Annotated in this window: 8 protein-coding genes; 3 read left to right on the forward strand and 5 right to left on the reverse strand. The window is 74.8% G+C overall.

Going from position 1 to position 13,658, the window contains the following annotated elements; all coding sequences use genetic code 11:
• Position 1: 1 nt before the first annotated feature.
• The 4 genes from AB0L25_RS02020 to AB0L25_RS02035 form a co-directional block, all read right to left on the reverse strand.
• Positions 2–436 carry a CBS domain-containing protein gene (locus tag AB0L25_RS02020; protein ID WP_500167677.1) on the reverse strand — a complete coding sequence of 145 codons (435 nt, stop codon included), beginning with the start codon at positions 434–436 and terminating at the stop codon, positions 2–4.
• Between the two features lie 165 nt (positions 437–601).
• Entirely contained in the window at positions 602–976 is a 375-nt protein-coding gene (locus AB0L25_RS02025) for an SSI family serine proteinase inhibitor (RefSeq protein ID WP_500167679.1), read from the reverse strand.
• Positions 977–1,189: 213 nt separating this feature from the next.
• Positions 1,190–1,819, reverse strand: coding sequence for a sigma-70 family RNA polymerase sigma factor (locus AB0L25_RS02030; protein WP_500167681.1), 630 nt, complete (start codon positions 1,817–1,819; stop codon positions 1,190–1,192).
• A 525-nt stretch (positions 1,820–2,344) separates the two neighbouring features.
• Positions 2,345–5,494 (reverse strand): M14 family metallopeptidase, encoded by a 3,150-nt coding sequence (locus AB0L25_RS02035; protein ID WP_500167682.1) that lies wholly within the window; start codon positions 5,492–5,494, stop codon positions 2,345–2,347.
• 299 nt (positions 5,495–5,793) lie between these two features.
• Between AB0L25_RS02035 and AB0L25_RS02040 the strand changes: the two genes are divergently transcribed.
• The 3 genes from AB0L25_RS02040 to AB0L25_RS02050 all read left to right on the forward strand — a co-directional run bounded on the left by AB0L25_RS02040 (position 5,794) and on the right by AB0L25_RS02050 (position 12,751).
• Entirely contained in the window at positions 5,794–8,187 is a 2,394-nt protein-coding gene (locus AB0L25_RS02040; protein WP_500167684.1) for an ATP-binding SpoIIE family protein phosphatase, read from the forward strand.
• Positions 8,188–8,244: 57 nt separating this feature from the next.
• Positions 8,245–9,090, forward strand: coding sequence for a hypothetical protein (locus AB0L25_RS02045; protein WP_500167686.1), 846 nt, complete (start codon positions 8,245–8,247; stop codon positions 9,088–9,090).
• Between the two features lie 2,926 nt (positions 9,091–12,016).
• Positions 12,017–12,751 (forward strand): hypothetical protein, encoded by a 735-nt coding sequence (locus AB0L25_RS02050; RefSeq protein ID WP_500167687.1) that lies wholly within the window; start codon positions 12,017–12,019, stop codon positions 12,749–12,751.
• Here the strand turns inward: AB0L25_RS02050 and AB0L25_RS02055 are convergent, their stop codons facing one another.
• Positions 12,752–13,606, reverse strand: coding sequence for a hypothetical protein (locus AB0L25_RS02055; RefSeq protein WP_500167689.1), 855 nt, complete (start codon positions 13,604–13,606; stop codon positions 12,752–12,754).
• Positions 13,607–13,658 lie beyond the last annotated feature (52 nt).

A 13,658-nucleotide genomic window follows, 5' to 3' on the forward strand; every position in this document is an offset into this window, starting at 1 on the left:
ATCAGCTGTTCGGGGCCGCCTTGCTGATCTCGCGCAGCGGCCGCGCGGCGGCCGGGCCGCCGCCGTCGGCGACGGCGAGGTCGCCCAGGGTGACGATGCCCACCGGCCGCTGCAGGGCGTCCACGACCGGGAGCCGCCGGACGGCGTGCTCGCACATCAGCCGGACGGCCGTGCCCGTGTCGTCGTCGGGGCGGACGGTCGTCAGCTCGGCGGTGCACACGTCGCCGAGCGGCGTCAGGGAGGTGTCGCGGCGCTCCGCCACGGCCCGCACCACGATGTCGCGATCGGTGACGACGCCGCACAACCGGCCCGCGTAAGTGACGAGGACGTCGCCGATGCCCTCGTCGCGCATGACGCGGGCCGCCTCGTCGAGGGTCGAGTCCAGCGGCAGCGCCTGCGGGGCCGCGGTCATCACGTCGCTGATCATTCGTGACATCGCCTGCGGTTCCTCCTGATTCTCCGGCGCTCGCACGGGCCGTGTGCGCGCTTTACCCGCGCAAAGGCCGTCCATGCGACCGCGGCGTGATCCGGCCCACGCCGCCGTCGTCGCGCGGTCGCGGCCGCTCGCCGCCGCCCCCGCCGCCGGGGCGGGAGCGCCAGGTCAGAACGCGAAGACCATGCCGGTCCGCGAGCGCATCACGCAGTCGTTGGGGTAGGTCTTGCGGAACCGGACGGGACGCCCGCGCCACGTGCCCTCCGCCCGGACGGCCACGGGGGAGTGGATCGCCGTGCACATCCGGCCGTCCGGCTCGTGCTCGAACCGGCCGCCCGACTCCGCCAGGTCGGCGCACGCCCGCATCGCGTCCGGGTGCCGGCCGCCGTGCGGATCGCAGCGCAGCGTCGCCGTCCGCGGTTCGGCGCCCTCCCGGCCCGGATGCTTCAGCGTCAGGCGCAGGGACGTGGCGGACTCGGAGTGGGCGACGGGCAGCAGGGCCAGGGCGGCGCCCACGAGGACGCTGCCGAACGTGTGCGGCATCGAGGCTCCCGAGGGTCGGGGGTCGAGTGACCGAGAGGTGTTGGGGGGACATCGCTCACTGTACTCGCTCGATTACCGAATGCGCATGGAAACGGCCGATCGGGTGCGGCCGTCCGGGCTTGGAAGCCGTCCGGGCCCGGAAAGGGGGCGACCCCGCGGCCACGGGGCGGCCGCGGGGTCGGACCGGGAGGACCCGGGGGTGCCGGGGGCGGGTCAGGCGGCGAGCGTGTGGGCGTCGGCCGGCTCGCCCGGGCGGGCGCCGCCCGCGCGCGGGTGGTCGGCGAGGGCCTCGCGGAGCTGCTTGCGGCCCCGGTGCAGGCGCGACATGACCGTGCCGATCGGGGTGCCCATCATCTGGGCGATCTCCTTGTACGGGTAGCCCTCGACGTCCGCCAGGTACACGGCGTCGCGGAACTCCTTGGGCAGCGCGCGCAGGGCGTCGACGATCCGCGCGTCCGGGATGCGGTCGAGCGCCTCGTGCTCGGCGGACCGGAACCCCTCGGCGTGGGCCTCGCCCTGGGCGATCTGCCACTCCTCCAGCTCTTCGGAGCCGGCGCGCTGCGGCTCGCGCTGCTTCTTGCGGTACGTGTTGATGAAGTTGTTGGTCAGGATGCGGTGCAGCCAGGCCTTGAGGTTCGTGCCTTCCTTGAACTGGTGGAAGTTCACGTACGCCTTGGCGAGGGTCTCCTGCACGAGGTCCTCGGCGTCCGCGCTGTTGCGGGTCATCCGGACGGCCTGCGCGTACAGGGGGTCGGCCAGGGGGAGGACGTCCCGCTCGTAACGCTGGGCGCTCGGCAGGTCGCGCTCGGTGTAAAGGTCGGTGGTGAAGGTAGCAGCGGTCATCATCGCTCCCGTGGTCGTTGCCTGCGGGCTCGGGTCCCGCAGTCGCGCGCTCGGCGGCGTGCGCGCGCGTGTCGGGCGGAAGACCGCCCCCCGTTCGGTTCGGTTCGTGCCACCGGATCTCCGACGGCTCTCGGCCGGGTTCGTGACGCGCCCGCCTTCGGGACGTGCTCGTCATCGGGCCGTGGTGGGACGCCGGGTCGTTCCCCGCCGGCTCTGCCGGGGTCCGGCGTGTCGGGTCGCTCGGCCGCGCATGGAAGGTGGGCCGAGGGAGACGCGCGAGTCGGGCGATGCCAGAGCGACCCCGTTCTCCGGGACGTCGCGGGTCGTGTCCGGACCGGCGCTGTTGCTCTCCGGTGGTGTTCCCGTTACGTAAGACGCGGTGTAAGGCCCAAAAGGTTGCGTGGCGTCCGTCACAAGAAGTGGGACGCCCCCAGAAGCGCGCGGCTCCTGGGGGCGTATTTTACCCGTCGATCAGGTGAACGGGGGCCGATCGGCCCGGCGGGGTGGACCGGGCCGGACCGGCCGTCAGGGGAGCAGGAGGTTCAGCGCTCCCTCCATCAGGGCCTCCTGCCGGGCCTTCTCCTCGACCTGCTCGAGGCCGAACCCGAGCAGCACCGTGTCCTTGGTCGCGACGGCCGACACCGAGTCGATGACGGCCTCCGACCGGACGAACTCGGAGAGGTTGCCCGGGCTGCCCGCGGGCGCGCCCTGGATCGTCCACGGCCCGAGACCGGACTCGAAGCCCTCGGCGTCGAGCACGCCGCCGGACGTCGTCACCTTCGTGTCGTCGACGAACAGGCCGGGCTCGCCGGTGGCCGGGTCGCTCACGTAGGAGATCGACACCTCCACCTTCTTGCCCGCGTACGCGGCCAGGTCGAACGACGCCGGCACCCAGCCGCCCGAATCGCCCGTGAACGCGTTCCACTCACCGGTCGTCCCCGTGTTGCCGCACGGGTTGCCGCGGGTCAGGTAGTGCTCCAGGAACGGGTGCATGTCGAGCAGGTACTCCTGCTCGCACTGGGACGGGACGGTCGTGTCCGTGCGCCCGTTCTCGTCGGGCAGCGTCGTCCAGTCGTCCGCCCCCGCCGTGTGCGCCTCGACGATCACGTTGTCGTACCCGCCCTCGGTGCTGTACGACAGCCGGGCCTGCAGCTTCGGCGCCTGCGCGGCCGTGACCCCGGTCAGGTCGATCGTCCGCGTGAGCCGCCGGTAGACGGCGTCCTGGTGCGTCCCCGCGACGTACCACCGGCCCTGGATCGGCTCGGTGCCCGCGGCGGCGCCCGTGTAGTCGCCGGCCTTCCAGCTGCGGAACTGCGGGAAGTCCCCCACGGGCAGGACGGCCGAGGTGACCTGGAAGCCGCCCGCCTCGTTCAGCTCGTTGGACGGCGTGCCCGCCAGCCCGGCCTCGACGCCGTGGAACGGCCGCTGGGATCCCGCGAACGTGGTCGGGGAGCCGATGTGCTGCCGGTCGTAGGCGCCCAGGTAGTACTGGAAGAAGTCGTCCGACAGCAGCTCGCAGTCGTCCCGGAAGCTCGTCGTGATCACGCACGGCTCGTCCGGGGCTCCCTTGAGCCCGTAGTAGAGGCCGCCGCCGTTGTACCGGCTGGCCTCGCCCGCGTACCCGGTCGTCTCACCGACGTGCAGCAGCTTCCCGCGCTCGTTCAGGTACGCGCGGACGTGGAGCTGCGTGTCCTTCGCGCGGTCCGCGACCTGCGAGTCCGGCATCGGCCCGATGGCCGTCTGCACCGGCTCGTCGGCCTCGTCCTGCGTCAGGCGGTTGTCGCCCAGGTACCAGACCACGGCCCGGAAGTGCTTCAGGACGCCCAGGTGGTGCGGCGCGCCGTCCTTGTCGATGTCCCACACGAGCGGGGTGTGCCCGGCCTCCCGCACCAGGTCGGCGTACTGCCCCGCGTACTTGGGCGCGTCCGTCCCGGACGGGTAGGTCGGGTTGACGCCGGTGTAGTCCTCGTCGGCGATGACGAGCACGTCGGCCTTCTTCTGGTCGCGGACCTCGTAGGTGAAGCGCTCGCTCTCGACGCGCTCGCCCTTCTCGTTCGTCCCCGCGAACCACACCTCGACCTCGTCGCCGGGTTTCTGCCCGGAGACCTTGCCGCGGAACTCGGCGTAGTAGCGGTCGTTCCCGTCGCCGAACCGGTCGCCGCCGCGCCACTCGCGGGCGCCGTCCCGCCGCACCGGGCCGCCGTTGATCCGGTAGAGCAGGTCACGGTTGGTCAGCGACCTGCGGATGTACGCCGAGACCTCCTGCTCGGAGCCGTACGACACCTTGAACGGGTCGATCTCGTAGTCGGGCGTCGTCCGCTCGACGACCGAGACGGGGTTGTCCGGGTCCTGCGCCGACTGAGCGGTCGCGATTGCCAGCGGCAGGTTGTTGCGGAACTCCAGCTCGATCAGGGCCTCGTCGTCCGGGAACTCGAAGCCGCTGCCGCACTCGTTCGGCTCCCACTCGTCGTCCGGGTCGTATCCGGCGGCCGTCTCGCAGGTCGCCATCTCCGGGGTGTACGAGAGCGTGCCGTACACGTTGTCGGTGTGGTCGTTGGTGTCGCCGTTCGTCGTGTACAGCTGCGCGCTGAGCTGCGGGACGTACTCGGGGACGGCCGGGTCCTCGGCGTCGCCGAGCAGCGCCTCGTAGATCAGGTCGTCCGGGCTGCGGGTGAGCGTCTGCCAGCCGTTGCCGTACAGCAGCAGCTCCGCCGCCGAGTGGTAGTTGACCAGGTACGTCGGGCGCAGCCGCTCGAACAGCTTCATCTGCGCCTGCGTCTCCGGCTCCGAGCCGGGCGACGGGCCGCGGTAGGTGGCGTTCGTCCGCAGCGGCGACGACCCCTCGTTGTCGTAGCCCCAGCGGTACGGGAAGTTCCGGTTCAGGTCGACGCCGTCCTGCCCGGTCAGCCGGCCGTCGCCGTCGTTGTCCCGGACGTTCTTGCGCCAGAGCCGGAACCCGTCCTCGAACGTCAGGTCGTAGCCGTCCGGGTTGATCACGGGGATGAACCACAGGTCGGTGGTGTCGACGATCTTCGTGAGCCCGGCGTCGGTGCCGTAGCCGTCCACGTAGTGGTGCAGGAGCCGCCGCACCATCTCGGGCGTGATCCATTCGCGCGCGTGCTGCGTCGCCTGGTAGACGACCACCGGGCGCTGCCCGTCCTGCAGGTTCGCGACGTCCTTGCTCACCCGGACGGCCGTGATCGGCTTGCCCTGGTGGGTCTCGCCGATGTCGACGGTCTTCGCGATCGAGGGGTTGTCGGCGGCGACCTTCAGCAGCTCCTCGCGGATGTTCCCGGGGCCGCTGTAGGGGCGGAACACGTTGTCGGGGGCCGCCTTGGCGCGCGCGCGGGCGTCCCTGCCGTCCACCTTCCTGACCTTCAGGCCGAGCCCCTGCTTGTTCAGCTCCGCGGCCATCGCGCCGTTCATCACGGCCTCGACCCGGACCCGGTCGTCGCCCGCCTTCTCGATCTCGACGTCCTCGCGGCCGAGCCCCGCCCGGTCGAGGATCTTCATCTGCGCCGCCGACAGCTCGGCGGTGTAGACGTCCACGGTGCCGCTCGCGGCGGGCGGCGCGGGGGCGGCGTTCGCGGGGGCCGCCGTGAGCGCTCCGATCAGGAGCGCCCCGGCGGCCAGGACGGGTGTGAGTCTTCTGTGCCGGAACAGCGTGCGCGTCATCGCGCCCTCCCTGGCATTGATCACAACTGGGGGTTGCGTGATCGTCATCCGGGGTGGGAGGGGTGTCAACGCACCATTGGCGTCATTTGCCGCTTCTGGTCATTTTGGTACGAGCGTGCACCGGACGTCCGACTGGTGCGTCCGCCGCGCGCGAGAAACGCGCGAGAAACCGCGACCGCTTTCCGCATAGCGCGGACGCGTCGCCCTCACGCGTTGTAGCGTCGCCCTCACCAGGGGTCGTCAGAGCTCGTCAGGCGCCTGCCGATCAGGTGCGCGCGCCGTTCGTCCAGGGGGTCCGCATGACCGTCCCGCAGAGCCGCCCGCCGGACATCGCCGACGGGGCGCCGCCCGAGGCGTACACGCCCAGGTTCCTGCACCAGCAGCTGCTCGGCGTCGCCCGCCTCGCCGCCTTCACCCTCGACCGCGACGGCCGCATCGTGCACTGGAACGCCGCCGCCGCCGACCTGTTCGGCGTCCCGCCCGACGACGCCGTCGGGCACGCCCCCGCCGCCCTCCTGCGACTCCCCGGCGAGCACCGCGCCGCCTTCCAGCCCGGCGCGTTCGGGCACGTCTGGTGCGGCGCCTGCACCGTGCCCCGCGCCGACCACGGCGAACTCGTCGAGACCGCCTGGTGGGTCTACCCCCTCGAGGACGCACCCGGCGTCGGCGTCCTCGCCCTGGCCGCCGACCTGCGGCACCTCCGCGAAGAGGGCCCCGGCCTGTCCATGGGCGGCGTCCTCGTCGCCGGACCCGACGGCGCCGCCCGCCGCGACTCCGGCGCCACCCTGCTGCGCGTCGAACCCGCCCTCGCCACGTCCGCGAGCGACGCCGCCGCCCGCGCCCTCGCCGCCCTCCTGCCCGCCGACCCCGCCACCCCGGTCATCACCCGCCGCGTCCTCGACCTCGGCTGCCCCGCCGTCACCCTCAGCCTCACCATCCGGCTGCCGATCGTCCCCTACCGCGGCGGGCCGCCCGACGACCCGCGCGTCCGCCCCCTCGCCGCCGACGCCGCCGCCCGCCCCGGCGGGACCGCCCGCCCCGACACCGTCCGGGAGCACCTCGCGTTCCTCGGCGAGGCCGGAGAGCAGGTCGGCGCGTCCCTCGACCACCTGCAGGCCGCCCGCGCCCTCGCCGCCGCGGTCGTCCCCCGGCTCGCCGACTTCGCCGCCGTCGAACTCCTCGACGTCGTCGCCGACTCCGCCGGCCCCGCCGCCGACATCGACGACACCGTCCGCGTCCGCCGCGTCGGCGTCGTCCACAACGACGAACCCGGCCGGTGGGCCGACATCGTCCCCGAAGGCGAGGTCCTCCGGCTGCCGCCCGGCACGTCCTGCCTGCAGGCCATGCGCACCGGACGCACCGTCCACCTGCCCCGCGTCGACGAGGCGTGCGCCGCCCGGCTCGCCGCGCCCTTCACCGACCGCGACCTGCGCCCCCTCTACACCGGACGCGCCCTCCTGATCGTCCCGCTGATCGCCCGCGGCCGCGCCCTCGGCAACATCAAGCTGCTCCGCAAACCCGACCGGCCCGGCTTCGACGACGTCGACCTCGCCCTCCTCGGCGAACTCGCCCGCCGCGCCGCGCTCTGCATCGACAACGGGCGCCTCTACCGCCGCGAGGTCCAGGTCGCCCAGGAACTCCAGCGCAGCATGCTCCCCGACGACCCGCCCGACGTCGCCGGCGCGCGCGTCCGCTACCGGTACCGGCCCGCCGGGCAGGCCGCCCAGGTCGGCGGCGACTGGTTCGACGCCATCCCGCTCCCCGGCTGCCGCCTCGGCATCGTCGTCGGCGACGTCATGGGCCACGGCCTCACCTCCGCCGCGATCATGGGCCAGCTCCGCACCGCCGTCCGCACCCTCGCCGGCGAGGACACCCGCCCCGGCCGCCTCCTCCGCCAGCTCGACGGCCTCGCCCGCCGCCTCGGCGAGGACTACCTCGCCACCTGCCTCTACGCCATCTACGACCCCGTCGGCCGCACCTGCACCCTCGCGAACGCCGGGCACGTCCCGCCCGTCCTCGTCGGCCCCGACGGCGAGAGCCGCGTCCTCGACCTCCCCGAAGGCGTCCCCATCGGCGTCGGCGGCGCACCCTTTGAAGCCGTCCAGATCCCCGTCGAGGACGGCTCCCGCCTCGTCCTCTGCACCGACGGGCTGCTCGAACGCCGCGACCGCGACCTCGACCAGGGCCTCCGGGAGCTCCGCGGCCACCTCGCCGCCGCGCCCCCCGACCTCGACGCCGCCTGCGACGCCGTCCTCGCCGGCCTCGGCAGCGACAACCCCGTCGACGACGTCGCCCTCGTCGCCGTCGGCTTCGACGGACTCCCGCCCGCCGACGTCGCCGCGTGGGACCTCGAACCCGAACCGTCCATGGTCCGCTGGGCGCGCGCGCAGGTCGCCGACCGGCTCACCGCCTGGGGGCTCGACGCCCTCACCCCCACGATCCAGCTCCTCGCCAGCGAACTCGCCACCAACGCGCTCCTGCACGGCGCGGGAGCCGTCCGCCTCCGCCTCGTCCGCGGGCGCGCGCTCGTCTGCGAGGTCTACGACGACGGCGCCGACCTCCCGCACCTGCGCACCGCCGCCGCCACCGACGAGTCCGGCCGCGGCCTCCAGCTCGTCAGCCACCTCGCCGCCCGCTGGGGCACCCACCGCACCGCGCACGGCAAGGTCGTCTGGTTCGAGCACGACCTATAGGGAACCGTCACCCCCGCGCCAGATCATTTCCGGCGCCCGCTCCGTTCAGATCGAAAGGTGGGCGAACATCTGACGCTGCCGGTCCCGGAGACCCTCGAGGCCGTCTACGCCGTCGCCTCCACCACACCGGTCACCGCCGACCTGGCCCGCACCGAGATCGCCCGCCGCATCGACCCGCCCCTGCGCGACCTCGCCCTCGGCATGCTCGACAGCCCCATGGTCACCCTCGACCAGCGCCCCGCCGCCGAATGGCCCCCGCTGCCCACCGACCTCCTCACCGCCTACGGCGCCGCCCCCGCCGACCTCGCCGCCCTCGCCCGCGCGACGCACCTCCTCGTCGTCCGCGCCGCGTACCGTCCCGGCCGCCCGCCCGCCCACGAATGGGCCGCCCGCACCATCGCGCACGCCGTCCCCGGCACCGTCATCGACGTCTTCACCCCGCAGATCCTCACCCCCGACCACCTGGAACGCTCCCTCCCGTCCCCCGACGGCACCGTCCGGCTCACCGACTGGGTGCTCCTGCCGCACACCCCGTCCGGCGACGGCTACTGGTTCACCACCCGCGGCCTCGCCCGCTTCGGCCTCCCCGAACTCCAGACCGAGAACGTCCCCGCCCCCCTCGTCGAACCGTGGGCCCGCGTCCTCAACGGCCTCACCCACCGGCTCCTCGACCTCTGGCACGACGCGCTCCGCACCGCCGCCGACACCGCCCGGCTCCCCGCCGTCGTCTCCGTCGGCCTCGGCGACGTCGCGGCCGCCCAGGGCCTCGCCGAACCCGTCGGCCGCGAGATCGCCGTCCGCCTGCACCACGACGGCGACTCCCTCACCGTCCGCCCCGTCGAGGACGGCCCCGCCCGCCTCGAATCCCTGTGCGCCGCACTCTTCGGCCGACCTTGCCGATGATCTTCGTGGCACGCAGGATCGAAGCGTGACATCCGGCCCGCACGAACGTCCAGAACCCGAACCCGCGCTCCCGCACCCGGGAGACGTCCACGTGGCGGGCAGATCCAAGCCGCCTGCAGGCGCCGCACGACCGCGCCCTTACCGTCCGGAGACATCTGCCTCACCACCCCTGCCCCCACCGGGCCCGTCCCCGACGGCCCCGCAGCGGGCCCAGGGCACGACGTGGGGAACGGACCCTGGCCGCGCGGCCCCCACATCCCCCCAGCCGACCCCGCCCACGGGCGGCCCGTCTTGGGCACCGCCGAACGCCCCCGGCGGCGCGGCGCCGACGTCCCCCCAGCGGACGCCGGGCCCCGCTCGCCCGCCCGCGGGCACGCCCGGCCCGCCCCAGGGCGGCCGGCCGCCCGCCGGCCCGGGCGGCACGGAGCGGTCACCGGCGCCTGGCGCCCCGGGCAACCCACCGCCATCGGGCGCCGCATCGTGGGGCCCTGCGGCACCGGAGGACGCCCCCGGCGGTCCGGCGCCGACGTCGCCCCAGTGGGCTCCGGGGGCGGCTCGCCCGCCTGCGGGCACGCCCGGCCCGCCCCAGGGCGGCCAGCCGTCCGGCGGTGCGGGCGGCACGTCGTGGCGCTCGCCAGAGGACGCCCCGGGTGGTCCGGCGTCGACGTCGCCCCAGTGGACGTCGGGGGCGGATCGTCCGCCTGCGGGCACGTCCGGCCCGTCGCAGGGCGGGCAGGCGTCCGGTGGCGCGGATTGGTCACCGGCGTCCGGCGCGCCGGGCGGTGGTGCCGCGTCGGGGAATTCACCGCTGTCAGGGGGCGCGTCGTGGGCTTCCGCCTCTGCGGAGGACGGCCCCGGCGGCACGGCATCGACGTCGCCTGAGTGGACGTCGGGAGTCCATCGTTCGCCTGCGGGTGCGTCTGGGTCGGCGCAAGGCGGTCAGGTGTCCGGTGGTGCAGGCGCCGCGTCGTGGGAGGACGCCACCGGTGGTGCGGCGCCGACGTCGCCCCAGTGGACGTCGGGGGTCCATCGTTCGCCTGAGGGTGCGACCGGCCCGCCGCAGGGCGGGCAGGCGTCCGGCGGTGCGGGGGGCACGCCGTGGCGCTCCACCTCACCGGAGGACGGCCCCGGTGGTGCGGCCCCGGCGTCGCCTCAGTGGGACTCGAGTGCCGAATCGTCGTCTGCGGGTGCGCCCGGGCCGTCGCAGGGTGGTACGCCGTCCGGGGAGTCGGGCGTCGGGGGTTGGTCGCCGGGCTCTGGCTCCTCCGGCGGCGGTTCCGTGCCCGGGGGTTCGGTGCCGCCGGGTGGCACGTCGTGGGCTTCCACCTCTTCGGGGGATCCCTCCGGCGGTGTGCCCACGTCTCCTCAGGGGACCTCGGGAGTCGATCGCTCGCGTGAGGGTGCGTCTGGGCCGGCGCAGGGCGGACAGGCGTCCGGTGATGTGGGCGGCGCGGATTGGGCGCCAGTGTCTGGTTCGTCTGGTGGGAGTTCTGCGCCCGAAAGTTCGGCGGCGCCTGGCGGTCCCGTCTCGCCGGAGGACGGCCCAGGTGGTGGGGCGCCGGACGTGCCTCAATGGGCTTCGTGGGCTGAGTCGGCGTCTGCGGACACGCCCAGCCCATCGCAGAGCGGACAGGCGTCCGGTGGCGCAGATTGGTCACCGGGTTCGTCCGGCGGCGGTTCCGTGCCTGGAGGCTCGGCGTCATCGGGTGGCGCGTCGTGGGGTGCCGCTTCGTCGGGGGACGCCTCTGGCGGTGTGCCCTCGACGTCGGCTCAGTGGGGTTCGGGAGACGATCGTCCGGTCGGGGGTGTGTCCGGGCCGTTGCAGGGTGGGCAGGCGTCCGGTGGCGCGGATTGGTCACCGGCGTCTGGCGGGCATGGGGGCGCGGCGTCGTCGGGGGACGCTTCTGGTCGTGTGGTGCCCCCCTCGGACGAGTGGGGCTCGCAGGCCGAGCCCTCGGCCGTCGGTCCGGCTGGGGCGTCGCATGGTGGGCAGCCGTCTGCGGAGTCGCCGGCGGGCGGGCCGGGGCCGTCGTGGGGCACCTCCTCGCCACAGGGCGATGCTTCCCAGCGTGCGGCGGCGTCGCCCGCAGGTTCGGGCGGTGCGGATTGGGCGTCGGTCGCTGGGGCGGGCGGGGGTGACTCCGCGCTGGGGGACACGTCGGCGTCGGGGGATGCCGCTGGCGGGGCGGCGGCGTCGGCTTCGGGGGGTGAGCCGCCGTCCGGGGAGCCGGAGGCGGGGTGGGTCACGGGGGCCTCGTGGGGGGCCGCGTCGTCGGCGGGGGCGGCCGCGCCCGGTGGGGCGGCGGCCGCGGAGTCGGCGGCGGCCGAAGGGGGGCAGGACGAGTGGCGGCCCGGGCCCGCGGCGCGGAAGGGGCGCGGGCGGCGGATGTCGTGGCCGTGGAAGATGCGGGGCAGGACGGACGCCGCGAAGCGGCCCGCGGCGGCGCGGGAGGCACCGCCGCCGGTGGAGCCCTCGGCGACGTCCCTCGACTGGACGCCTCGTGGGCCGCGGGTGCCCGAGGACGAACCGGCGCCGCCCGTCCACGATGGGGCACCGGAACCACCGGAGGCCGATCGCACGGCCGGGCGCGGGCTCCCGCCGGGACGTGCGTCGTCCGCGCCGCGGGGGCTGCCGCCCGGCAAGGGATCGGCGGACGACCTGTGGAGCGTCGTCGGGACGGTGGACGAGCCGTCCGGTTCGGCGGCGGCGGCACCGGACGGCTCGTCCTCGGAAACCGGGGAACCACCCGCTGGGCACTCGGAAGATGACCGGGAGGACTCGGCCGCGTGGGTGCGGCGCGGATCGCTCGGCACGGCCCCACGAGACCCGGTGAGCGAATCGCAACCGGAACCGGCACCCGAACCGCACCCGCAACCGGCACCCGAACCGCAACCGCAACCGGCACCCGAACCGGCACCCGAGCCGGTGCGGCTTCGCAAGCCGCCGGTTCGGCGGCCGGAGATCGATCCGGGACGGCGCGCGGCGCTCGTGGACGCGTTCGTCGGGGAGTTCGTCGGGAGCGCGACGTGGGCCGCGACGCTCGCGGTGCTGGAGGGGGCGTTCCCGGGGTCGGGGATGGCGGTGACGCTGTCCCGGCGGGCGGACGAACTGTGGGGCGCGATGGTCGAGCTGGATCGGCGCGCGGCGGGGCTGGGGGTGCCCGCGTGGGTCGATCACGCGGGGATGGTGCTCGACCTCAGCGCGCACACGGGACGGGCGCGGCCGGACGTGCGGCAGGGGCGCGCGTCGCGCCCGTATCCGGGGGCGTTCGTCATCGACACGCTGGATCCGCTGCGCTACCACCGGCCGGTCGGGGGGCCGGTGGCGCCGGGCGAGGGGACGCTCGCGGCGCCGCGGGCCGAGGACGAGGACAGCGGCGTCGTGATCGTCGCGAGTCTCGCGGCGTCCGGGACGCGCGTCCTGGATTCGGCGGAGTTGTGGCGGTATGCCGGTCGGGTGGTGACGGGGACGCTGCACGAGCCGGGGCGCGCGGAGACGCGGGCGCGGGCGCGGCGGACGCTCCGGGCGCTGCGGCGGGCCGTGGTGGTCGATCCGGACCTGCGGCTGGCGCTGTGCCTGGGCGTGGACGAGGCGCGCGTCCCGCGGTGCCTGCTGGCGCTGACGGTGCGGGACGAGACGCCGCGGTTCGTGCGCGCGTGATCAGTCGTCGGCGCGGAGCCAGGTGAGGTCGCAGCGGCGGTCCTCGGGGAGTTCGCGGACGCGCCCCGCGAGCTCCCACGGCTCGGCCGTGTCGTCGTCGGGGAGCAGCCCGCAGAGCAGCGAGCTCTGGGTGCGGACGGCGGTGAACGGGCCGAAGCGCGCGACGCCGCCGCCGCGCAGCTGCGCGAGTTCGGTGAGGAGGGCGCCGAGCGCGGACGGGTCGTCGGGGGCGTAGAGGCCGCGCGCGTAGGAGAACAGTTCCTCGGCGAGCGCGTCGGAGCGCATGCCCGACAGGTGGTAGGCGGTGCCGAGCCAGCCGCCGTCGGTGCGGGGGTCGCGGACGCGGACGCGCAGCCCGTACTCGGACGCGCAGCCCTCGTAGGCGTCGGCGAGCAGCGCCTCCGCCTCGCCCTCCTCGGAGAGGAGGAGGCCGCCGACCACGCCCTCGTCGCGGTCGAGCCGGTCGAGCATCTCGCGGTGCAGTTCGAGGACGTCGCGCTCCACGGTGTCGAGGGAGCGGGCGAGCGCGCGCTGCGCGTCGCGGTCGGCGTCGAGGCCGGCGAGTTCCTCGGTGAGTTCGCCGACGGTCTTCTCGAGGACGTCGACGCGGTCGTGCAGGGCGTCGAACCGGTCGAGGACGTCGGGGGACCGGTCGGGCTGCGGGATCGGGATGCCGGGCGCCGCGACCTCGGCGACGTCGGCCTGCAGGGATTCGTGGCGGCGGGCGAGTTCGGCGAGCTGGGCGCGGAGTTCGCGCAGTTCGGCCTGAGCGCGGGGGAGCCGCTTGTCGGAGGCCAGGTAGAGCTCGCGTCCGGCGATCGCAAGGCAGAGCAGGACCAGGATCACGGTGGTCATGTCACTCCTCGAGAGGCGGCTGCGCTCTCGACGATAACCATCCGGGGCCGCC

Origin of the sequence: Spirillospora sp. NPDC052242 (assembly GCF_040679555.1) — a bacterium.
Lineage (GTDB): Bacteria > Actinomycetota > Actinomycetes > Streptosporangiales > Streptosporangiaceae > Spirillospora.

Coding starts and splice junctions, on each gene's coding strand:
- AB0L25_RS02040 (WP_500167684.1), top strand. CDS start 5,794: ATGACCGTCCCGCAGAGCCGCCCGCCGGACATCGCCGACGGGGCGCCG.
- AB0L25_RS02030 (WP_500167681.1), bottom strand. CDS start 1,819: ATGACCGCTGCTACCTTCACCACCGACCTTTACACCGAGCGCGACCTG.
- AB0L25_RS02055 (WP_500167689.1), bottom strand. CDS start 13,606: ATGACCACCGTGATCCTGGTCCTGCTCTGCCTTGCGATCGCCGGACGC.
- AB0L25_RS02025 (WP_500167679.1), bottom strand. CDS start 976: ATGCCGCACACGTTCGGCAGCGTCCTCGTGGGCGCCGCCCTGGCCCTG.
- AB0L25_RS02035 (WP_500167682.1), bottom strand. CDS start 5,494: ATGACGCGCACGCTGTTCCGGCACAGAAGACTCACACCCGTCCTGGCC.
- AB0L25_RS02020 (WP_500167677.1), bottom strand. CDS start 436: ATGTCACGAATGATCAGCGACGTGATGACCGCGGCCCCGCAGGCGCTG.